The following is a 21502-nucleotide window of genomic DNA, read 5'->3' as shown; positions in this document are numbered from 1 at the left end:
AGCAGAGGTCAGATGAAACCGTGGTTGGTGCCGTTCCTGCTTGTGACGACCGTGCTCAGCCTGACCGCGTCGGTACTGTCGCTTAGCCACGGCCAGGTCATGCCGGGTCTGCTCTTCGTGTTCAACACCCTGTTCTTCGCGGTGTTCTTGGTCGGGGCATGGCAGGAAGCGAAGAAGTACCAACATCAGGCTGCCCCTCCATCCGAGGAAAAGCCCACCCCGTAGTTGTCCACCATGGTTGTGATGTCCTCGTCCGCGACGTAGGCGGCCCGGACCCGCACCGGGGACGGAGAGCCTTCCAGACGGACGTAGGCCACCCCGGGAAGGGTGGGGTCGATCAGGTGGGCTTCCGCACCCCGTTCACGTGCGCCTTCGCCGAGGACCATGTCCACCTGCGATGCCTCGTCCAGGCGCAGGGCGACCTTGTCGGGGAAGAGGTTGCGCAGGTTCATGACCTCCTTGCGCGGGTCCTGCAACGCCGCCAGCACGGCGAAGCCGACCGAACGGCCCTGTGAGGTCAGCGTGGCGATCGCGTTCTCCGCGCGACGGCGCACGTCGCGGTCGGGGTGATAGGCGGTCAGAAAGGCGACCTCATCGAGCAGGACCACGACGAAGGGGTCATCGGTGGTCGGGATGTGGGAGCGCTGTTTGCCCGCGTAGCGTTCGGCCCGCTCCTGCATCTGCGCTACTGCCTTTTCGAGCAGGGCCACCGCGGATTCGCCCGTGTCGGCGTAGCGGGTGAACAGGTCGCGGCCGTAGGCCAGTTCCATGCGCTTGGGGTCGATCGCCCACACCTGCGCAGTGCCGTCGGCCAGGGCGGGGAGCATGGCGCGGATGGTGGACCAGATCACCGATCCCTTGCCGGCCCCGGTCACCCCGACCACGAGCACGTGGGTTCCGTGCAACCGCAGCAACCAGGGTGAGCCGTCCTCGCGCTGGCCGACCGGGAGCGCGTCCAGATCCGGAGAGTCAGGGACGGGCAGGGCGTCCAGGGGTTCGGCCAAGGTGTCACGTCGGGGGAACTCCAACGTGATGTCCCGGGGACCGTTGACCACCACACGGCAGGAAGGCGCGGCGAACCCGTGCGCCAGCTCGGTGACGCGGTGCTCGAAGTCGTCCGGAGAGGTTCCGGCGACGAGGGAGACGCGGACGTAGTCGGCCCAGGAGTTGCATCGAACGCGGCGGATGCGGGGCAGGTAGCGGCGTTCCTGGTAGGACTCAGCCAACCCGGAGATCACCAACACCGGCTGCCAGTGCCGCTTGTAGACGAACAGATGCCGCCACCACGCCAGCAGACGCAGGGTGACACAGGCGCGGTAGGAGCCGGGCCAGGTGCGCCACCAGATAAGGGAGACCACGGCAGCGGTACCCCACAGGCAGGCGAGGCCGGGCCAGTCCAGCCACCACCACACCCCCGCCGACGAGGCGAGGCAGGCGACCATGACGGGGAACCGGAACGGCAGGGTGAGAAGGAACCGCACCAGCCGCCAGATCCACGAGGCCAGGACGACGATCCCGGGGGTTTCCACGATCGGTGTCGTCCACCGCACGCCCTGGGCCGGGGTGGGAAGGGTCGGGGAGGACTGAGCGGCCCCCACCTTGGGTTGGCGCATCATCGCTGGCCACCCCGCTTCTGCTTCTCGATCTGGGCCAGGAGCCGGTCACGGTCGGAGCGAGCACGGGCGGCGAAGGTCGCGGCGGCGGGGTTCTCATCCCGGTCCGCGATCGTGGCGAACACCCGGGCCTTGAAGTCGAAGAACTCCACGCGCTCGATGTCGGTGGTGGGCGGGGGGTTGGTCGCGTCCAGCAGCAGACGGACCAGTTCCGGGCCGCTCAACCCGGACAGGTCGCGGGGGTAATCGGACATACTGAAGACACCTCTTCTGAGATTTCGCAGTCGCAGGAGGGATTCAGGGGCGGCCGAGGTGTTGGAGCACCAGGCCGCCCCGCTTACATGTCGAGGGTCAGGCGGCGTCCTTCGCAGCCGGAGCGCGGCGACCACCGGCCACGCCACCGGGAGCCTTCACGCCACGGGCGCGCAGCGAGTACGCCACCCGGGGGCGGCGGCCGGAGTCGTCCACGTAGGGCATGACCGCCATCACCTCGAACTCGATCGGCCGGAACGGCAGCCCCGGGACCTCGTCCGGGAGGGTCGGGCAGACCTCGGCGGCGACCTTGACCTTGACCGACTTGGCCTTGCCGCGCGCCTCGGGGTCGGCGTCGATCACGTCCACCGCCCACAGCGGAAGCCCGCTGTCCTTGTCGAGCTGGGGCCGCTTGGTCTCGAAGTCGGTGATCGCCTCCACCCCCAACGCGAACGCACCGTGCGGGAACACCGTCCCGAACGCCACCGGCAACGCACCCTGAATAGCCATCTGAACAACCTTCCTTGTGATGTTCACTCAACTACTTGACCGGTCGAGTGGAGCCTAAGAATAACCGGCCACACTCGTCCGTACAAGTGGATATGTGGCCGGTCTTGGAGTCGCGTCTACACGGCCGGGTAGGAGTCCTCCAGTTCGTGCAGGTCACCGGGGAGCACCACCTCAGCGACGGCGATCACGTCCCCGGAGGCATCGAGTATCCGCGCGGTGATGCCCAGGACCGGAGTGCCCTCGTCCAGCCCCAGGGGTTCGCGTTCAACGCCGGTGGCCAGGCGTGCGCAGAGCCGTTCGACGACCTTGGAGGGCCGGAGCTGCTTGACCATCTGCACGTGTTCGCGTGCGCCAATGCTGATCGGCTGCGTCTCGCCCAGGTCGGTTCCCTCGGCCACGTCCAGGGGGAACCACAGGGTGACCAGCTCACTCGGTTCGCCCTCGTCCAGGACCAGGCGTTGACGCATGATCGCCGGGGAGCCCTCGGGCACACCGATCGCCTCGGCCACGGCGGCGGAGGCCGGGGCGCGTCCGGCGGTCAGGATGCGGTTGCGCTTGGCCTCCTCGGAGGCGTCGAAGGCACTGGCCCCCGCGTGGGAGCGTTCGGAGCCCTGTTGCGGGACGCCGCGCACGAAGGACCCGCGTCCGTGCTCGCGGTCGATCCACCCCTGCATGCTCAGGATCTGTAGGGCCCGCACGACCGTGGAGCGCCCGGCCCCGAACTCGCGCACCATCCGCGACTCGGAGGGAAGCATCTCCCCCACCGGATAGGTACCGTCCTCGATGCGCTCTTGGATCGCCCGCACGATCTGTACGTACTTGGGCGGAGCGAACTCCAGACTCGACATGATGTCCACCTGGTGACTCTAGTACTCGTATGGTCGAGTAGCTTACTGTTCTCGGTCGTCTCTGTCAGCAGATGGGGGCACATATGAACCCCCACCACTGGTCAGAGGACACGGCGGGAAGCACACCCCCAGGCGTGCACGTCGCCGCGAAGAAGGGACCCGCGTGCCCTGGGCCCCGTGGTCTCGAAGAGACATCAGGGCACGCGGGGGTTTGCGAAGCGCCTTGGGAAGGACCCTCAGAAGGGTCGCCAGTCCTGGGCGCGCTGGACGGTGTAGACGGTGAGGTTGTCCACCGTCGCCCCGCACACCGCCCGGCGTTCGGACTCCACCAGTGCCGCCGCAACCAGCGCCACGTCATGCCGGGCAGCCGTCTCGGGAGCCGAGAGCACCGGGGGCACGACCCGGCGGACATGGTTGCACGCCGCCCCGCCCGCGTCGTGGCAGAGCCCGACGACGTAGGACAGCCGCAGACGCCGCAGCGCGAGGGACGCGGGCAGCACGCACCGGTACCGCTCCACCAGCGGGGTTCCGTCCGGGCCGGTGGAAAGGGCTTCGTAGGTGATGGAGTCCCAGTCCTCGGCGGAGACGCGCACCCGCACGCCCTGTTCCCGCGCCCAAGCCGTCAGGGTCTCCCGGTCGGCGATCGGAGTGGAGGGTTCGGTGGTCATCGCCGCACCGCCCCGACCGCGATGGCCGTGCGCACCAGGTCACGCAACTCGGCCATGTCGTCGAGGGCGGGAGTCGAACGCGCGATCTGCATCAGCAGGTCGATCCCCCGCCGGTCCCGTTCGGCCCGCTGCGCGCGGCGCCGGTGCTCCAGGTGGGCGTAGGGGCCGCGTTGGAGGGAGTAGGCGCGGGGGTCGCCCGTGTCCATCACGATGGGGTCCGGCGCGGGCCACAGCTCCGCCCGCGCGGGTGCGGGCAGGTAGTAGGCCCGGGGGCCGGTGCGGTGGTGCCTGCCGTGTCGTTTCGGTCGAATCAGAGTCACCCAAGCCCGAATCAGGGCGATAAGGTCGCTCACGTCAGCCTGCTTTCCTCAGGTTGGCCGCGCCCCCGGACGCCTTCCACCGCGTCGCGGGGGTCTGTCGTGTCATGGGTCAGCAGGCGAGACCACTGCCGTGGGACGGAGACGCCATGGTGGAGACCTGTCCCGTCCCCTTGCAGAAGGGGCACATCGCGGTACGCCTGGTCGGCTCCGTATCGGAGGGGACCCGAACGACGACCAAGCGCCGAGGGCGGACGGACTTCCAGCCCCGTCCGCGACATGACCTGCACGTGGTTGCGCTGCTGCTGTCCATGAGGCCAACAATCCCGATTCGGATTCCCGAAACCCATTCCTCCTCGGGATGACAAGGGGGGATACTGGCCGTCCCCCCTGCACTCGCACCGCCGAGGAGTCACGATGCCGGGCCACCCGACGAGCCGGATCACCATCCCGTCGTGGGCATGGGAACGCGAGCACACGGCGGAGTTCCTGAGAAGGCGCGATGTCCAGGCACTTTTCCGGTTCGGGCGCCAGTACGGCGGTGCGAGCCAGATGGCGATCTCGGCGGCGACCGGCCTCTCACAGGGGCGGGTGAGCGAGGTACTGAACGGCCGCAAGACCGTCACGGCCTTCGAGGTGTACGAACGGATCGCCGACGGCTTCGGGATGCCCGACCGCGCGCGGATGCTGTTCGGCCTTGCACCGAAGAACCCCGGCACGTTCACTGGATCCGACAGCGCGGAGTCCTCGGCACCACCGAGGCGACCCGCACCCAGGAGCCCGGGCCCGGGGGAGGATGAGAAGGTGCGACGTCGCGCATTCGTCGGACTGGCCGGAACCGCCCTGTTCCAGGCCACCACAGGTTCAGTGCTGGACATGGACGAGATCGCCGCAGCACTCACCAGGTACGCGGGAGGTCGTCGGTCGACTGTGCGAGCGGCGACGAGTCTCGGCGAGCTCGCCAAACGGACGCACGCGGCCAAGGCCGGATACCAGGCGTGCCATTACACGGCGGTGGCCAAGCGGCTACCCGAGCTGCTGCGCGGCCTGGATGACGCGGTGTCCGGTGTCGAAGACGACGACCTCTCCCGGGTGCACGCGCTTCGGGCGGAGGCGTACCACGTGGCGGCGAGTCTCCTGCTCAAGTGCGAGGAGCGCGGTTTGTCCTACCTCGCGGCAGACCGAAGCATGCGCGCGGCCGAGGCGAGCGAGAGCCCCGCGGTCGTGGGTGCGAGCGCCAGGGCGTTCACCCGGGCGCTGATGCGTGAGCGCCACTACAAGGCGGCGACGGAACTGGCGACGAGCACCGCCGAACGGGTGGACAGCGCCACGGACGAGGCCACGCCGGAATCCCTGTCGGTGTACGGGTCGCTTCTGCTGAGCGGTGCGGTCTCGGCGGCCAAGCGCGAAAACCGGGGCCAGGCGCTCAGCCTGCTTGACGAGGCCAGCGACGCGGGTGAACGGCTCGGCGGGGATTTCAACTACCAGTGGACTGCCTTCGGACCGACCAACGTCCTGCTGCACCGGGTGAGCGCGGCAGTCGAGTTGGGCGACGCGGGCAGCGCGATCGACTACGCGCGCCAGGTGCGGTTGGACAACATCGACGTGATGGAACGCCGGGTGACGCTGTTCATCGACGCGGCGCGTGCGTACCAGCAGTGGGGCAAGACCGAGCACGCCTACCACGCGTTGCGCAACGCCGAGGAGATGGCGAGCGAGGAACTGACCGCCCGTCCGGTGGTGCACCAGTTGATCAACGACATCCGTACCCGGGCGAGTGGTCACCTGTACGACAACGTCAGCGAACTAGCGGAAAGGGTCGGTGCCTGACTCAGTGAGTGAGCGGAAGACTCTCTACGTGGTGGTGTGCGCGGCAGGTCCGGCTTCGGATGTCGGCAAGCTGGTCGATCTGGCACAGGAGCAGGGTTGGACCGTTCAGGTCATGGCCACGCCAGCGGCGGTGGGTTTCATCGACGTCGAGGCGCTGGAGAAGCAGACCGGCAGGCCGGTGCGTAGCCAACATCGCGCTCCGGGAGGCCCGCGTTCTCCCAAGGCGGACGCCATCATCATCGCCCCGGCCACCTTCAACACGATCAACAAGCTGGCCAACGGGATCGCCGACAACTACGCCCTAGACGTGGTGAACGAGGCCATCGGCCTCGGCGTACCGACAGTCATCCTCCCGTTCGTGAACTCGGCCTACGCCAAACGAGCACCCTTCCAAAGAAGCATAAGAAATTTACAAGATGAGGGACTTATAATCCTGATTGGCCCTGGACTATTCGAACCCCACCCGCCACAGAGTGGAAAAAAACACAGCCTTCCATGGAAGTCAACACTAACTTCAATATCGAGTCAATTAAAATAATATATTTTAGAATCCGCCAATGGGCGACAGAAGGCTCGACCGTGCAAATACGGGCAAATGACCTAAAGGAGGAAAATTGAAGGGCAGCACTCCGCAGCACTACACAATAGCAGATTTCCTTAAATGGAATGACGACCATGAGCTTGTACTAAATCCAAAGTTCCAACGCGGACCAGTATGGCCCTCAGCGGCTAGGACTTATCTGATTGACTCTATTATCAGAGGATACCCCATACCCAAACTCCTCATTAGGACAAAAGTGGATAGAGCTACACGGCGCACCATTAGAGATGTAGTTGACGGGCAACAAAGGCTCCGCACAATAATTGATTTCGCCTCTGACAAACTGGTCCTAGGCCCCAAGGCGGGAGAGTTCAAAGGGAAAAGATACCGCGACCTGGAAGACGAACAGCAGGATGACTTCTTGTCCTATAAGTTGACATGCGAGCAGCTCATCAATGCAAGCGACGAAGATGTGCTCGAAGTTTTTGTAAGAATCAACTCCTACGCTGTCCCTGTAAACGAGCCTGAGCTTCGAAATGCTCGTTTTGATAATGCATTTAGCGATCTTGTTAAGAATATTGTCCGACGAGTTACACCCGTATGGGAAGCTGGCGTCATCTCCCCGCGTGAGCGCGTAAGGATGGCAGACCAATCCACTATTGCTGAAGTAATCGGATACTTCATCGAAGGTGTGAGAGATGGCGGAGAGTCCCAGATCACAAAGATATACGAGAATCACAAAGACGACTCATTGGAAGATCTTCCTCCCCAGGAAAAAGTGACTAACGTATGCCTAGAAACTGCCCAACTACTGGAAGACCTAGCCAACGAACCGATCGCACAAAGACCACACTTTCTAATGCTAGCGGCAGCAGTTATGTATGCGAAAAACGAACTCCCAGAAGGAAAAATAGACTTTAGTAGAATCCCCCCAAAAGAGAACCTACTCCGAAACAAGGATAATGCTGTCAATAGCCTAAAAGAGTTGAACATCGCATTCTCAACACCACTGGAAGATCTCCCTAGCAATCTGAACCTATTTGTCGATGCGCGCTCAACTACACAACGCATGCGAAGTCGACAAACACGTTTTGAATACTTCTGCCGCGCACTGACAGGAGAATCATTTTTCTAGCGTCCCATGACCAAGAAATTAAGCGACTGCGTCAGCGAATTTAAGTCAGAAATAAATCAGATAGAAAGCCTCTTCCTCTCGGGAGAAAACCCGACCAAGGTCCTTGCTTTCCAAGTTCCCTACTCCCCACTAATTGACGGCTGCATAGTTTCACTCTGGGACGCCTGGAATAGATATATCCGAAGTTTATTCCTGGCGAGCTGTTCGGGAGAAGTAGTCGGCCTCTCCGGCACACGCTACAAGCCCCAAAAACCCCTAAGCGAAGCAACAGCGCTATCAATTCTAAAAAAAGAATCTAAAAAGAAAGGAAGTTCGTTTCGAACAATAGATGGGGAACCAAGTTGGTACAAGGTTCAGTCCTTGGCTGACATAGGGAACGCACTGGGCATCACCAACAATAACGTTATACTTGCATCAATATCTTCTTCTTCTGTAGAAATAGAAAGCGGACAAAGCATCCCCAATCCACTTGAGGAGATAAGAAACATAAGAAATTTTATCGCCCACAAAAATAGCAACACCTTATCCAGAGCGCAAAAATACATGACACCTGGAACCATTGAAGTATCCATTCATTGCCACCAGAAAACATTCGGAGGAATTGCAAGGTTTAGCTCATGGGTCGATACAATGGATTCCATAGCCGAAGCCGCCGCCGAGTAAATATATAAATAATCTCACGCGACTAGCAGAGTGCCGATTTGTGCTATAAGAGATCAAGGCGACGGCGCAAGCGCCGTCGCAGCGGCCTCCGGCCGCGCTCGGGCTACGGGCTGACGCCCGGTCCCGAGCGCGGCCAACGGCCGTACTACTTGGCATCATGACGCGGCCCGCAGACGAACGGTTGCCGTTCGGACGAAATCGGTTGATGACGTGCTCAGATCCCGAGGCACCCGGTAGCGGAGTACGACTGTCTTGGGCGGTCGCCACCAGCGCTACCGGGCACCTCGGCCCGAAACCGTGGTGACCCTCCGCTGTGGCCGGGGTGTATAGCTGGTTCATCAAGTGGGCCGGACAGGTCCCACCGAACCGGGCTATTGGAAGGACGGCACGAGTGGTCACGGAGCCGGACAGCTTCCTCAGTAGTCGAACGCTCGGCCTGGCCCCAGGAGACCTTGTGCGGATCAAGGTCACGAGCCACGAGCCGTGGGGAGTCCTGGTCCAGATCATCGGTCACGAACACATCGGCGCATCAGTGGACGGGGGTGTCATCGACTCCCCACACCCACGGGCCGAACCCGAGGACTACCCGGCCATCGGAACCGAGACGAGCGCCGTCGTCGCCCGAATACGGGAAGACGGTAAGCCACCATGGGTCTACCTCTCCATGCTCAACGCCGACGTCTTCCGACCCTCCATGCGAACCGAGCAGTAGTCCCGGCTCCGTGCCACACGGAGCAGGCAAAGCCGGGGAACCATGGGGAATCACGATCAGACAGCCCACATCAGCGTGGGCAGGAGAGGCGCGAGGTCAGCTACCAGAGGCGTTCTCGGCTTCCCAAGCTAAGGACGTCACCGCCATCCGTGCATGCAGCCAGGACCGCAGGAGCACGCTCCACTGCATCGCACATTCATCGCACATGGCTCCGGGAAGGGGCCGGAAACGCTGAGAAGCCCTCGGAACATCCGTGCAGGTCACAAGGCGTTTCGTCGGTTTGTCGACAGGTCGTCAAGGCCCCTCGGCACAACGGGACTTCGTGGGTTCAAATCCCACACCCTCCGCAGTGACCGGGGGCAGGTGGGCCCGGGCCCACCTGCCCCCGGCGTTTCCGGGATCGGGGCCGGTCCTGGTGTCGTGGGGGCGGAAGCGGACGGCGGGAAAGGAGCATGTCCCCCGTGGCCGACTACCAGCCGATTCGTCGTTTTGTCGACAGATGGTTAAGGCACCCAACGCGACGGGATTCCGCAAGCTCACATTCCCTGACCCCACCGGCCCTCGGCTCTGCCCAGAGCCCTCCGGCCCCTGCGCGGGGAGTTCGACGGAAAGCCCTCGCCAACCAACCAGTGCCCGACCGCCCTGGTGACGTGTCGACATGTCGCCGCATCGTTCCGATGCTGCTGGGCAGGGTGCAAACCATGATCGGACGACTGCACACCATCGCCCTGGACTGCCCCGACCCCGGCGCGCTCGCGGACTTCTACGCCGAACTGCTCGGGCTCCCCGTCACCAAGCGCGAGGAGCACTGGGTTGTGGTCGGGGAGGAGTGGCCGCGGCTCGCCTTCCAGCACGCGCCCGACCACAAGGCCCCGGCGTGGCCGGACCCCGAGCGGCCCCAGCAGGCGCACCTCGACGTCTGGGTGGAGGACATCGAGGCGGCCGAGGAGCGCGTGCTGGCGCTCGGGGCGCGCAGGCTCGCGGTCGCCGAGGACGACCCCCGCGACCTGTTCCGGGTCTACGCCGACCCCGCCGGGCACCCGTTCTGCCTGGAGTACGCCGCCGAGGGCGTCTGAACCCGCGAAGACTCCTGAACCCGCCCGAGGGCGCCCGGACCAGTGTCCCCGGCTACTCCCCGGCTACTCCTCCTCGGCGTGGTGCGGAAGGATCACCACCGGGATCTCGGAGTGGTGCAGCACGCCCTGGCTGACCGAGCCCAGGAGCAGTCCGCGCACGCTCCCCCGGCCCCGGGAGCCCACCACGATCGCGTCGGCCCCCTCGGCGGCCCCGATCAGCGCGTTGACCGGGCTGTCCTGGGTGCGCACCACGCTGACCTCGAAGTCGAGGTCCTCGCGCCGCCTGCCGGTGACGTCGAGCAGCATCTCGCCCACCAGCTCCTCGGACTTGCGGTCGAACAGCTTCTCCTGGGGCTCGTATCCCATGGAGGTCATCGCGATCGGGTCGTAGGGGTAGGGCACCTCCCAGCTGTTGACCACGACGAGTTCGCCGCCGCTCTCCCGCACCAGGTCCACGGCCAGGCGCAGCGCCCGGCGGGCGTTCCTGGAACCGTCCACGCCGACCACGACCCGGCCGAGCGAGGTCGTCGCGGGGCTGCCCCCGTGCGAGGGCACCACCACGACCGGGCAGGCCGCCTGGGCGGCCACGCGGATGCTCACCGAGCCCACGAACACCGACGCGAACGTGCCCAGGCCCCGTGTGCCGAGCACGAGCACGTCGTGCGTCCGGCTGTGGCTCAGCAGCGCCAGCGGCGGCTCCTCCAGGGCGGTCTCGGTCTCCACCGTCACCGACGGCCGGACACGGCGCACGTGCTCCGCGGCCTTGGTGAGCACCTCGTCGGCCTGGTCCGAGATCTCCGCGGTGGGGTCGAAGCGGGCGGGCACGGAGCCGGCCGACACGATCAGCGGCATTCCCAGCGCGTGGACGGCCCGCAGCGGCACGCCCCTGCGCTCCGCCTCGGCGGCCGCCCACTCCAGCGCCGCCCGCGAGTGGTCGGAGCCGTCGACGCCGACCACGACCCTGGGCGAGTGCTCCTCGTTGCTTGGCATGGTTCCCCCCTTGGTAACGCTGTCCATCATCGCCGGGGAGGGCGGCCGTCCCCCGGAACGGCGCGGCTCCGCGTCGGGCCGCCCGCTCTTCCCGAACCGCTCTTCTCCCCCGGGCCCTTCCTCCCGCTCGTCCGCCCCTCCCCGCCGGTCACTCGTCCTCCGACAGCGGCGGGAGGACGGCCACGGGCACCGGCGCGTGCCGCAGCACCCCCTGGCTGACCGAACCCATCACCAGCCCCCGTACTCCTCCGCGTCCGCGCGAGCCCACCACCAGCAGGTCCGCGTCCCGCCCCGCCTCCAGGAGGGCGTCCACGGGGTTGGCCTGCGTCCGGACCGCGCTGATCTCCAGGTGCTCGGTCCTCTCGTCGACCACCTCCGCGAGCAGGCCCGCGACGATCTCCTCGGACCGGCGGTCGAACGCCTCCTCGTGCAGGGCCCGGGCGTCGGCGGCCAGCGACCCGGTGTCCGCGGGAAGCGGCACCTCCCAGCTGTTGACCACCACGACCTCCGAGCCGCTCACCAGCGCCTCGTGGAGGGCGAAGCGCAGCGCGCGGCGGGAGGACTCGGACCCGTCCACGCCCGCCACGACGCGGCCGCGCCGCGGCGGCGGCCTCTCCTGGTCGGGGACGACCACCACGGGACAGGGTGCGTGGGAGGAGGCGCGCACGCTGACCGAGCCCAGCATGATCGCCCGGACCCCGCCCAGGCCCCGCGACCCCACCACGACGACGTCCTCGGGCAGGGCGTCGTTGAGCAGGACCGCGGGCGCGTCCTCCGGCGCCAGGACGGTCACCACGTCCAGGCCGGGCCGGGCACGGTGCGCGTACGCGGCGCCCGCGGTGAGCAGGTCGTGCCCCGCCTCCCGCTGGTCCTCGACGGCCACGCGCCCGGCCGCCCCGTAGGCGCCGATCACCACCGGCATCCCGAGGCCGTGCACGATCCGCAGCTGTGTGCCGCGCCTGGCCGCCTCCTCGGTCGCCCAGACCAGGGCGGCGTGGGAGGCGGGCGTGCCGTCCACGCCGACCACGACCGCGGGCGGGCGTTCCTGTGTGTTCATCCCCAACCCCTTCCCCCTCGTCCTTCCCCTGTCCGAAAGCGGGCTCCGGAAAACGGGGCGGGGTGGAGGAAGGGGCCGCGCACCGCGCCCGTGGTCACCTCTGCCAGGCGAACGCCTCCCCGACCGACGCGGCCAGCTGGAGGTAGGCGTCCCGCGTGGCGGGGGCGAGCCGTTCGAGGTCCACCTCCGCGCCCTCCTCCAGGTGCCCGTCCCAGGGCACCCGCACCACGTCGCGGCACCGCCCGGCGAAGTGCTCCTCCAGCCGGTTCAGATCCACGCTGCTCTTGCTGTCGGAGCGCACCATCGACAGCACCACCACGGCGTTGCGGACGAGGGAGCCGTGGCCGTGCGCCTCCAGCCAGTCCAGGGTGGCGCTGGCGCTGCGGGCCCCGTCCACGGAAGCCGAGCTGACCAGGACGACCTGGTCGGCCAGCCCCAGCACCCCGCGCATCGCCGAGTGCAGCAGACCGGTGCCGCAGTCGGTGATGCAGATGGAGTAGAAGTGCTCGACGATCCGGGCGACCTCCCGGTAGTCGGCGTCGCTGAAGGCCTCGGAGACCGCAGGGTCGCGGTCGGAGGCCAGGATCTCCAGTCGGCTGGGCGCCTGCGAGGTGAACCCGCGGATGTCGGCGTAGCGCGACACCAGGTGGCGCTCGTTGAGCAGGTCGCGGATGGTCGCCGCGGTCTCCAGCCGCACCTTGTCCGACAGCGTGCCGCGGTCGGGGTTGGCGTCCACCGCGAGCACCCGGTCGCCGCGCAGGGAGGCCAGCGTCGCGCCGAGGGCGACCGTGGTGGTCGTCTTGCCGACCCCGCCCTTGAGGCTGAGCACGGCCACCCGGTGGTGTCCGGCCGCCACGGGTGTGCTCGCGCGGGCCACCAGTTCGCGCTGGCGCAGCACCTTGGCCGACTCCCCCGGGTTGACCAGTCCCAGGGTGGCGGCGTGCACGGCCCGGCGCCACCCGCCGCTGGGGCCCTGGCGCCGGTTGCGCACGAGGGTGGCCGCGTTGAGCGCGTCGGAGGTCTGCCGCTCCTGTTCGGGGCGCCGGTCCGGTGAACCCTGGGGAGCGGGCGGGGGCGGTGGCGGCGCGAGGTCGGCCCGGGGCCCGGTGAGCGCGGACGGCGGCTCGGGGGTCCGGAGCGGTGCCGGACGGACGGGCTCGCCCGGTGGCGGCGCGGACCGGAACGGGCCGGAGTCCTCGCCCAGCCACGCGCCCAACCCCGTGTCCCGCGCGGATCGGGGACCGGAGTCCGGGCCGGGCCCGTTGTCCCCCGGTCCCCGGACGGGGCTCGAACCGGGCCCCCGGAAGGAGAACGGACCCGATCCCGTCGGACCAGATCCCGTCTCCGTCCCCGTCGGAACCGGTCCCGTGGTCCGCGGTCCGCCGTGCGCGTCGTCGCGCTCGTTCTCCAGGGGAGGCAGCTGCTCCGGTTCGGGCACGTCGGGGTCGCGGCGCGGCCTGCGGGGCGCCAGCGGGTCCTCGCCCGGACGGGTGGGGCGCTGGAGGCGCTGCCGCTGGGGGCGCTGCGGGCGTCTGCGCGCGGCCCCCGGCACTAGGCGGACCGTGCCCTCCTCCTCGCCGTCTTCGGTGTCGGCGTCGTCCTCGGCAGCGGCGGCGGTCTCGGCAGCCTCCGAACCCGCCAGGAACTCCGAGGCCCCGGAGGCCCGCGGGGGCAGCAGAGGCCTGGACGTTCCGGAAGACCCGGGAACGCCGGAGTCCTCAGGAGTCTCAGGAGGACCAAAAATCCCAGGAGCGCTAGAAGGCTCAGAAGTCACGGAAGAGGGCGGAAGAACCTCGGTCTCGGGTTCCTCCGGCAGGCCCTCCGGTTCGGGGACAGCGGAAAGCCCCGAAGGCTCGGGATCACCGGAGGCCGACCTCTCCAGCTCCCCGCCTACCGCCTCCGCCCCACCCGCTCCGCCCGGCGGGGACGGCGTATGGTGCCCCGCGCCCGGCAGCGGTGTGTCCTCGGGCAGCCTGGCGTAGGGCGGCGGAGGCGGCGCCTCGCCCTCGAAGCCGCCGAACCACTGGTCGTGGGGCGAGGGCTCGGGCGCGGTCGGCCCCGGCGCGGCGGCGTCCGGGTCGTACTCCTCCGGGTCACCCGCCGAGCGGTCCGGTTCGACGTGCTCCCCGGCCGCGGGTCCGGGGCCCGTCTCAGAGCTTCGACCCGACCCGTTGTGTTCCTGGTGTGCCACCGGAGTTCTCCTGCTTGAAGGGGGCGTGCTGTGGAGGGAGGGATACCCCAGCGGGGAAGAGACGGGATCCGCTCCCTGGGATCACTCTTACCCGCCCGGCCCCACCGAAGCATCCTTACGAGCAGGTGAACAGAGGAATCCGTTGCCTGCCGAGGAACCTCCCCGGGTACTGTCTGGCTCATGCACGCGATCCGTATCAGTGAACCGGGCGGACCCGAGGTCCTGGCCTGGACCGAGGTTCCCGACCCCGTCCCCGGCGAGGGGGAGGTCCTGGTGGACGTGGCCGCGAGCGCGGCCAACCGGGCCGACGTCTCCCAGCGCCAGGGCAACTACCCGCCCCCGCCCGGCGCCTCCGAGTACCCCGGGCTGGAGTGCTCGGGCACCGTCGCCGCGCTCGGCCCCGGCACCGAGGACTCGGGCTGGTCCGTGGGCGACCGGGTGTGCGCCCTGCTGTCCGGGGGCGGCTACGCCGAGAAGGTCGCCGTCCCGGTGGGCCAGCTGCTGCCTGTCCCCGAGGGCGTGGACCTGGTGGAGGCCGCCGCGCTGCCCGAGGTGGCCTGCACCGTGTGGTCCAACCTGGTGATGGTCGGCGGCCTGCGCGCCGGGGAGACCGTCCTGGTCCACGGCGGCGGCAGCGGCATCGGCACCTTCGCGGTCCAGTTCGCCCGTGCCCTGGGCGCCCGGGTGGCGGTCACGGCGGGCAGCCGGGAGAAGCTGGAGCGCTGCCGTGAACTGGGCGCGGAGATCCTCATCAACTACAAGGAGGAGGACTTCACCGAGCGCATGCGCGAGGCGGGCGGCGCCGACCTCGTCCTCGACATCATGGGCGGCTCCTACCTGGACGCCAACCTGCGCTCACTGGCCACCAACGGCCGCCTGGTGATCATCGCGCTGATGGGCGGGCGCCGCGCCGAGGCCGATCTGGGGCGTATGCTCGCGAAGAGGCTCTCCGTCCACGCGACGACCCTGCGTTCCCGCCCCCTGGAGGAGAAAGCGGCCATCGTCTCGGGAGTACTCGAGCAGGTGTGGCCGTTGGTAGAACAGGGAGTCGTCCGCCCCGTCGTCGACCGCTCGGTCCCGATGCGGAACGCGGCGGAGGCGCACCGCGTCATGGAAACGAGCGCGCACACCGGAAAGATCCTTCTTCCCCGTTGACGGCGTGCCGGTGACATCCACGTAAGGGGACTGATGAGCAGCGCAGAGAACCCGGACGAGCAGGCTCGGATCCTGGTCATGGGAACCGACCGCGACGGGGACGGCGAGGAGGGCGCGGAGGAGCCGCGCACCCTCGCCGACATGGTGGAGCAGCCCGCCAAGGTGATGCGGATCGGCAGCATGATCCGGCAGCTCCTGGAGGAGGTCAAGGCCGCTCCGCTGGACGAGGCGAGCCGGGCCAGGCTCAAGGAGATCCACACCTCGTCCATCAAGGAGCTGGAGGACGGTCTGGCCCCCGAGCTGATCGAGGAGCTGGAGCGGCTGACCCTGCCGTTCGCTGAGGGCGCGGCCCCCAGCGACGCCGAGCTGCGCATCGCGCAGGCGCAGCTGGTGGGCTGGCTGGAGGGGCTGTTCCACGGCATCCAGACCACCCTGTTCGCCCAGCAGATGGCGGCCCGCGCCCAGCTGGAGAACATGCGCAAGGCCCTGCCGCCCGGCATCGCGGGTCTTCAGGCCCAGGGGCCCGGCGCCCCCGGCGGCCTGGACGAGGAGCGGCACGGCTCCGGTCCGTACCTGTAGCACCGAGCGAGGAGCCCGCCCCCGGCCGGGGGCGGGCTCCTCGCGTGTCCGGTGCCGGGGCCGCCGGTCCCGGGTGTCCGGATACCGGGGGCCGGGCGCCTACCTGCCCTTGGCGATCGGCTCCAGGACGTCGCGGCCCAGGTAGGGGCGCAGCGCCTCGGGGACCACCACGGAGCCGTCCTCGCGCTGGTGGTTCTCCAGGATGGCGACGATCCAGCGGGTGGTGGCCAGCGTGCCGTTCAGGGTGGCGGCGAAGCGGGGCTTGCCGTCCTCGTCCCGGAACCGCACGTTGAGGCGGCGGGCCTGGAACTCGGTGCAGTTGGAGGTGGAGGTCAGCTCCCGGTAGGTCTCCTGGGTGGGGACCCACGCCTCGCAGTCGTACTTGCGGGCGGCGCTGGTGCCCAGGTCGCCGCCGGCGATGTCCACCACGCGGTAGGGCAGCTCCAGCTTGTCCAGCATCTCCCGCTCCCAGGCGAGCAGCCTCTTGTGCTCCTCGTGCGCCTGGTCGGGGTGGGTGTAGACGAACATCTCCACCTTGTTGAACTGGTGGACGCGGATGATGCCGCGGGTGTCCTTGCCGTAGGAGCCCGCCTCGCGGCGGAAGCACGGCGACCAGCCGATGTAGCGGTTGGGCAGGGCGTCGGCGGGCAGGATCTCCCCCGAGTGGTACCCGGCCAGCGGCACCTCGGAGGTGCCCACGAGGTAGAGGTCGTCGGCGGGCAGGTGGTAGACCTCGTCGGCGTGCGCGCCGAGGAAACCGGTGCCCTCCATGGTCTCGGGCCGCACCAGCACCGGCGGGATCATCGGCGTGAAGCCCGCCTGGACGGCCTGGTTCATGGCCATGTTGAGCAGCGCCAGCTCCAGCTGGGCGCCCACGCCGGTGAGGAAGTAGAACCGGGCCCCGGAGACCTTGGCGCCCCGCTCCATGTCGATGGCGCCGAGCATCTCGCCCAGCTCCAGGTGGTCGCGCGGGGTGAAGTCGAACGAGCGCGGGGTGCCGACGGTCTCCAGAATCCTGAAGTCGTCCACGCCGCCCTCGGGCGCGCCCTCCTCCACGAGGTTGGGCACGCCGGACAGGAGGGCGTCCAGCTCGTCGGCGAGGCGGCCGGCCTCGGCCTCGGCCTCCTTGACCTCGGCGGCCAGCGCCTTGGCGCGGGTCAGGAGTTCCTCGCGCTCCTCCGGGGAGGCCTTGGAGACGGACCTGCCCACGCTCTTCTGCTCGGCGCGCAGGGTCTCGAACCGGGACAGCGCGGAACGGCGGTCGGCGTCGAGCCCGAGCAGGCGGTCGGCGACGGAGGGGTCCTCCCCCCGTGCCCGCTGCGAGGCGCGGAGTCGTTCGGGGTCTTCTCGAAGAGCGCGAAGGTCGATCACGTCTTGCAGGTTACCGTCCGGGCTCCATCCTCCCGACATCTTTTCCGCAACCGCGTCATGGATGCCCGGTGACCTCGTCATTCTTATGAAAGACCGAGGAGGGGGACGATCGTGAAGCCGTTGAACGAGATGACCGCGGAGGAGCTCGCGTGCGTGCTGGAGGTGTTGGGGGCGACGCGTCCTGAGGACTTCGCGCTGAGGCTGGCGCTGTGCCTGGAGCTGGACCGCGCGGACGCGGGGGAGGAGGTCCGCCGGGGCGCCCCGAGGGAGGCGGCCCGGGTCTGAGGAGCGCCGCTCCCGGGGACCCGGAGGCCGACAGGCCTGGGGAGCGGGAACCCGGGGGCCGGGCGGGGCGGGCGGCCAGCGGTCGGGGCCGCCCGCGCCCACGCGCTACGGCGAGGGGAGCCGTTCGCGGAGCCGGGCCCCGGCCTCAGTCGACCTGACCGGCGCGGATGCGCGCCAGCCACTGCTCGGCCTCAGCGAAGTCGGCGTCGGTGGCCGGTCGGGGCCGCAGCGGCGGGTCGTTCTCGGTGGTCCGGCCGCTGCGCGGGTAGCTGCCCAGGAAGCGCACGTCCCGGCACACCCGCCGGATGCCCATGAGGGCCTCGCCGACCCGGGCCTCGGCCACGTGTCCCTCGGCGTCGATGCAGAAGCAGTAGCTGCCGAGCCGGTCGCCGGTGGGGCGCGACTCCAGCCGGGTGAGGTTGACCCCGCGCACGGCGAACTGGTTGAGCACCTCGATCAGGGCACCGGGGTGGTCGTCGGCGATGAAGGCGACGAGCGAGGTCAGGTCGGCTCCGGTGGGCCCGGGCAGGACGCCGGGCCGGGACAGGTAGATGAAGCGGGTGGCCGCGTCGGAGCGGTCGCCGATACCGGAGGCCAGGGCGTGCAGGCCGTAGCGCTCCCCGGCGATCACGGCGCAGATGGCCGCGTCGTAGGGCGCGCCGGGCTCGGAGACGGCGCGCGCGGCGGCGGCCGTGGAGGAGACGGTGTGCGTGTCCGCGTCGGGCAGGTTGCGGGAGAGCCAGCCCCGGCACTGGGCGAGGGCGTGGGGGTGGGTGGCCACCCGCTTGACGTCCTCCAGCACCGTCCCGCCCCGCGCGAACAGGGAGAACTCGACCGGGACCGCGGTCTCGCCGGTGACGAGGAGCGGGTCGCCGTTGACGAGTTCGGCGATGGTCGCGGTGACACCGCCCTCGACCGAGTTCTCCAGGGGGACGACTCCGCCGTCGACCGCGCCGGAGCGGACCGCGTCGAAGACCGCGGCTACCCCCTCGCAGGGAACGCGGGCCTCGTCGGGCGCGTCCGGACGCAGGTTGCGCAGTGCGGCTTCGGTGAAGGTGCCCTCGGGGCCGAGGTAGGCGTAGCGGTTGGGCATAACACCAGGCTATACGGACCGGTGCGCCGGGGGCGGCGGTTCGGGACACGACGCGGGCCCGGGGCCGGGGCCGGGCCGGAGTCCGGGCCGCGTCGGAGCAGTCATCCGCGCGCCTCCGGCGCGGGGGCCTCCGCCTCCCGGGTGCCCTCCCCGCCGGTCCCCTCGTCGGTCGGGGCCTCCGGGCGCGGCTCGGCGGCCGTCGCGGTCCCGGTGGCCGAAGTCCCCGTGCTCCCCGCCGCGGCGGCGGAGGGCCCCGGCCGCACCGTGACGTTGGCGGAGGCGATGGGCCTCGCCGCTCCGACACCCGACCGCACGGCCTGGACGGGGGGCCGACGGTCGGCGCCGGCGCGCCCGATGGTCCTGCGGATCACGGAGACGAGGCCGCGGGGCTCCTGCTCCTCCCGGCCGCCGCCCGGGACTGCCGGGTTGAACGAGGCTGCCGGAGCGGTTGAGGCGGGCCGGACGGCCGAGACTCCCGTGCCGGTTGAGGCCGGCATGACCTCGGAAGCCTCTCGGCTGTCATCCGCGACGGGCTCGGTGGCGCGGGCCGTCCGTGCTGACGGGCCCGCCGGAGCCGGTTCCGCGTTCTCCCGGGTCGCGCCCGTGCCGTTCGGGGCGACTGAGGCTGCCGGAGCGTCTTCCACGTCCTCCCGACCGTCGTCCGCGACGGACGGGACGGCTGAGGTTGTCGGAGCGGCCGAGGCGGTCCGGGCAGCCGAGTCGCCCGTACCGGTTGAGGCTGCCGGGTGGGCCTCGCGCCGCTCCCGGTCCGATCCCTCGTCAACCGCCTCCGCGCCCTCACGCGCGCCCCGCTCCTCGTCCCGGGCTGGCGGGGACCCGGGTTCCTCCCGAGGCGCGGACGGAGTCACCGGCCGGCCCCCGGCGGAGGAAGCCGCCCGCGCCGGGGGGCCTCCCGCGGTCGCGGCGGCGCCGACGCCCTCCCCCAGGCGTGCCGACCGGACGACCCGGTACTCCTCCGGGCTGAGCAGGGTGTCGCACTCCCCGCCCACCACCGCCTTGGCGTAGGTGCGCGACTCGGTGCGCCCGTTGATGGAGGTGACGACGACGCCGTCACCCTCGCTGTTGAGCAGCGCCAGGGAGAAGGAGCGGGCGCCCGACATCTCCTCCAGGGCGTCGTAGTGGAGCACCGCCACGTCGCGCACGGCGAAGGGGTCCACGCCCGAGGCGCTGACCGCGGCCGCCCGCTGGGCGAGTGCCTGGGACTCGCTGCCGACCGCACGGGTCCTGGACAGCGCGTGCCAGCCGAGGGCGAGCGCGCCCAGTCCCGAGAGCATTCCCGTCAAAGCCAGGATCGTAGTGAACACGGAGCGAGCGTATAGCTACACACTGCACCCATGTGGCTACTTCGGGCGGTTTCTCCAAGTCATGTGCCCGATTTTGCGGGACAGTTGCCGTCCCGCCGTGCGTGTGCGCTCACGGGTCCGCTCCCACCCGCGCCGCACGGTGGGCCGCAGCTCGCGCACCGCCAGGGCACGGGCCACGTCCGCGAACTGGTGGGCACGGTGCAGCTGCGCGCGCAGGTCGGTGCCGGTGGCCCGGTGCTCCAGCGGCACCTCCACCTCCAGCACCCGGTAGCCCGCCCGCAGCACGTCGATGGTCAGGCCGGTCTCCACGCCGAAGCCGGGGGCCAGCGGCCTGGCCGCCTCGAAGGCCGCGCGCGTGAGGCAGCGCTGGCCGTTGAGGGGCTGCTCGGGCTCCCACCCGGTGGCCTTGCGGACGCCGCCGCGCGCGAGGCGCACCACGAACCCGTGGCCGCCCAGGCGCATGCGGGTCGCGGGGAAGAGGGCGATGGTCATGTCGGCCTTGCCGTCGCGGACCGGTTCGACGAGCGGCGCCGCCTCCGCGGCGGTCGCCTCCAGGTCGGCGTCCAGGAACAGCAGGTGTCGGGGGGAGCGCGGGGACCCGTCCCCCGCCTCGTGCTCCTCGATGAGCCGGACGCCCTCCGCACCCGTCTCCATCGCGGCCCCCTTGCCGCGGTTGCGGCTGTGCCTGATCACCCGGGCCCCGGCGTCGAGCGCGAGTTCGGCCGTGCGGTCGGCGGAGCCGTCGTCGACCACGACGACCAGGTCCACCCCGGGCAGTGCGCGGGCGGCCTCGACGGTGCTGCCCACGCGCACCGCCTCGTCCTTGGCGGCGATGACCACGGCGATCGCGGCCCCCTCGGGACCGGAGCCCTCCCCACGAAGCACGCGTGTCCCGTCTACTGGGCGGTGCCGGTTCCCGCGGCCACCGGCAACGCGTCGAGATCGGGGTGGATGACGAACACCGCGTCGAGCCCGGTGACCTCCAGGACCTTGGTCACCGCGGGCCTCGGAGCCACGAGTTCCAGATCGCCGTCCTTGTCGCGGGAGCGCTTCATGGCGGAGAGCAGCACGCTGATGCCGGTCGAGTCGCAGAACTCCACCCGCGACATGTCGACGACCAGCCGTCGCGCCCCGTCCTCCAGGGCTCCGATGAGCTCGTCACGCAACTGGGGCGCCGTGTACAGGTCGATCTCACCGCCAACGGTTACCACCGCGACGTCTTGCTGAGACCGGCTTGATATCTTCAACTCCACAGTCGTGACTGTAGCGGCCCCACCAGCGCCGGGCCACC

At 69.2% G+C, this 21502-nt stretch carries 24 protein-coding genes; 10 read left to right on the top strand and 14 right to left on the bottom strand.

The window, feature by feature from the left end; all coding sequences use genetic code 11:
* Positions 1-12: 12 nt before the first annotated feature.
* Entirely contained in the window at positions 13-225 is a 213-nt protein-coding gene (locus NDAS_RS26165) for a hypothetical protein (RefSeq protein ID WP_013156277.1), read from the top strand.
* On the opposite strand, the gene NDAS_RS26160 is transcribed toward NDAS_RS26165, so the two are convergent.
* The 6 genes from NDAS_RS26160 to NDAS_RS29455 all read right to left on the bottom strand — a co-directional run bounded on the left by NDAS_RS26160 (position 186) and on the right by NDAS_RS29455 (position 4211).
* Entirely contained in the window at positions 186-1616 is a 1431-nt protein-coding gene (locus NDAS_RS26160) for an FtsK/SpoIIIE domain-containing protein (protein ID WP_013156276.1), read from the bottom strand. The two genes, NDAS_RS26165 and NDAS_RS26160, sit on opposite strands and share 40 nt — an antisense overlap.
* Positions 1613-1867, bottom strand: a complete 255-nt coding sequence (locus tag NDAS_RS26155) for a hypothetical protein (protein WP_013156275.1) — start codon at positions 1865-1867, stop codon at positions 1613-1615. The genes NDAS_RS26160 and NDAS_RS26155 overlap by 4 nt, the downstream gene beginning before the upstream one ends.
* A gap of 97 nt (positions 1868-1964) precedes the next feature.
* On the bottom strand, positions 1965-2375 hold the full coding sequence (locus tag NDAS_RS26150) for a hypothetical protein (RefSeq protein WP_013156274.1): 411 nt from the start codon (positions 2373-2375) through the stop codon (positions 1965-1967).
* 116 nt (positions 2376-2491) lie between these two features.
* Positions 2492-3232 (bottom strand): GntR family transcriptional regulator, encoded by a 741-nt coding sequence (locus NDAS_RS26145; RefSeq protein WP_041553431.1) that lies wholly within the window; start codon positions 3230-3232, stop codon positions 2492-2494.
* A gap of 227 nt (positions 3233-3459) precedes the next feature.
* The gene (locus NDAS_RS26140) at positions 3460-3891 is read right to left on the bottom strand and encodes a hypothetical protein (protein WP_013156272.1); all 432 of its coding nucleotides are present in this window, start codon (positions 3889-3891) and stop codon (positions 3460-3462) included.
* Positions 3888-4211 (bottom strand): hypothetical protein, encoded by a 324-nt coding sequence (locus NDAS_RS29455; protein ID WP_232051613.1) that lies wholly within the window; start codon positions 4209-4211, stop codon positions 3888-3890. Before NDAS_RS29455 ends, NDAS_RS26140 begins: the two co-directional genes overlap by 4 nt.
* 414 nt (positions 4212-4625) lie before the next feature.
* On the opposite strand from NDAS_RS29455, the gene NDAS_RS26130 reads away from it, so the two are divergent.
* From NDAS_RS26130 to NDAS_RS26120, 6 genes are all read left to right on the top strand, one after another.
* On the top strand, positions 4626-6038 hold the full coding sequence (locus tag NDAS_RS26130) for a helix-turn-helix domain-containing protein (protein ID WP_013156269.1): 1413 nt from the start codon (positions 4626-4628) through the stop codon (positions 6036-6038).
* Positions 6031-6576 carry a flavoprotein gene (locus NDAS_RS28290; protein ID WP_013156268.1) on the top strand — a complete coding sequence of 182 codons (546 nt, stop codon included), beginning with the start codon at positions 6031-6033 and terminating at the stop codon, positions 6574-6576. The genes NDAS_RS26130 and NDAS_RS28290 overlap by 8 nt, the downstream gene beginning before the upstream one ends.
* A gap of 76 nt (positions 6577-6652) precedes the next feature.
* The gene (locus NDAS_RS28285; protein ID WP_013156267.1) at positions 6653-7714 is read left to right on the top strand and encodes a DUF262 domain-containing protein; all 1062 of its coding nucleotides are present in this window, start codon (positions 6653-6655) and stop codon (positions 7712-7714) included.
* A 6-nt stretch (positions 7715-7720) separates the two neighbouring features.
* The gene (locus NDAS_RS28780) at positions 7721-8377 is read left to right on the top strand and encodes a hypothetical protein (protein WP_126625025.1); all 657 of its coding nucleotides are present in this window, start codon (positions 7721-7723) and stop codon (positions 8375-8377) included.
* A 454-nt stretch (positions 8378-8831) separates the two neighbouring features.
* Positions 8832-9089, top strand: coding sequence for a hypothetical protein (locus tag NDAS_RS26125; protein ID WP_013156266.1), 258 nt, complete (start codon positions 8832-8834; stop codon positions 9087-9089).
* Between the two features lie 701 nt (positions 9090-9790).
* On the top strand, positions 9791-10165 hold the full coding sequence (locus tag NDAS_RS26120; RefSeq protein WP_019610596.1) for a VOC family protein: 375 nt from the start codon (positions 9791-9793) through the stop codon (positions 10163-10165).
* Between the two features lie 63 nt (positions 10166-10228).
* Here the strand turns inward: NDAS_RS26120 and NDAS_RS26115 are convergent, their stop codons facing one another.
* The 3 genes from NDAS_RS26115 to NDAS_RS29625 form a co-directional block, all read right to left on the bottom strand.
* Positions 10229-11155, bottom strand: coding sequence for a universal stress protein (locus tag NDAS_RS26115; protein WP_013156264.1), 927 nt, complete (start codon positions 11153-11155; stop codon positions 10229-10231).
* A gap of 148 nt (positions 11156-11303) precedes the next feature.
* Entirely contained in the window at positions 11304-12212 is a 909-nt protein-coding gene (locus NDAS_RS26110; protein WP_013156263.1) for a universal stress protein, read from the bottom strand.
* Between the two features lie 94 nt (positions 12213-12306).
* A complete protein-coding gene (locus NDAS_RS29625) occupies positions 12307-14403 on the bottom strand; it encodes a MinD/ParA family ATP-binding protein (protein WP_013156262.1) in 2097 nt (698 codons plus the stop codon).
* Between the two features lie 180 nt (positions 14404-14583).
* On the opposite strand from NDAS_RS29625, the gene NDAS_RS26100 reads away from it, so the two are divergent.
* Positions 14584-15558 carry an NAD(P)H-quinone oxidoreductase gene (locus NDAS_RS26100; RefSeq protein ID WP_013156261.1) on the top strand — a complete coding sequence of 325 codons (975 nt, stop codon included), beginning with the start codon at positions 14584-14586 and terminating at the stop codon, positions 15556-15558.
* A gap of 33 nt (positions 15559-15591) precedes the next feature.
* The gene (locus tag NDAS_RS26095) at positions 15592-16137 is read left to right on the top strand and encodes a bacterial proteasome activator family protein (protein ID WP_013156260.1); all 546 of its coding nucleotides are present in this window, start codon (positions 15592-15594) and stop codon (positions 16135-16137) included.
* A gap of 99 nt (positions 16138-16236) precedes the next feature.
* On the opposite strand, the gene serS is transcribed toward NDAS_RS26095, so the two are convergent.
* A complete protein-coding gene (serS, locus tag NDAS_RS26090) occupies positions 16237-17508 on the bottom strand; it encodes a serine--tRNA ligase (RefSeq protein WP_041553429.1) in 1272 nt (423 codons plus the stop codon).
* A gap of 111 nt (positions 17509-17619) precedes the next feature.
* On the opposite strand from serS, the gene NDAS_RS26085 reads away from it, so the two are divergent.
* Positions 17620-17793 (top strand): hypothetical protein, encoded by a 174-nt coding sequence (locus NDAS_RS26085; protein ID WP_013156258.1) that lies wholly within the window; start codon positions 17620-17622, stop codon positions 17791-17793.
* Positions 17794-17938: 145 nt separating this feature from the next.
* Here NDAS_RS26085 and pheA read toward each other — a convergent pair whose 3' ends face one another.
* The 4 genes from pheA to NDAS_RS26065 form a co-directional block, all read right to left on the bottom strand.
* Positions 17939-18886 carry a prephenate dehydratase gene (gene pheA, locus NDAS_RS26080; RefSeq protein WP_013156257.1) on the bottom strand — a complete coding sequence of 316 codons (948 nt, stop codon included), beginning with the start codon at positions 18884-18886 and terminating at the stop codon, positions 17939-17941.
* Between the two features lie 101 nt (positions 18887-18987).
* Positions 18988-20211, bottom strand: coding sequence for a DUF4446 family protein (locus tag NDAS_RS26075; protein WP_232051612.1), 1224 nt, complete (start codon positions 20209-20211; stop codon positions 18988-18990).
* A 36-nt stretch (positions 20212-20247) separates the two neighbouring features.
* A complete protein-coding gene (locus tag NDAS_RS26070) occupies positions 20248-21096 on the bottom strand; it encodes a glycosyltransferase (protein WP_013156255.1) in 849 nt (282 codons plus the stop codon).
* 11 nt (positions 21097-21107) lie between these two features.
* Positions 21108-21464, bottom strand: a complete 357-nt coding sequence (locus tag NDAS_RS26065) for an STAS domain-containing protein (RefSeq protein ID WP_013156254.1) — start codon at positions 21462-21464, stop codon at positions 21108-21110.
* Between the last annotated feature and the right edge of the window lie 38 nt (positions 21465-21502).

This window comes from Nocardiopsis dassonvillei subsp. dassonvillei DSM 43111 (genome assembly GCF_000092985.1).
In the GTDB taxonomy this organism is placed as follows: domain Bacteria; phylum Actinomycetota; class Actinomycetes; order Streptosporangiales; family Streptosporangiaceae; genus Nocardiopsis; species Nocardiopsis dassonvillei.
This window is presented reverse-complemented; position numbering and strand designations above follow the sequence as displayed.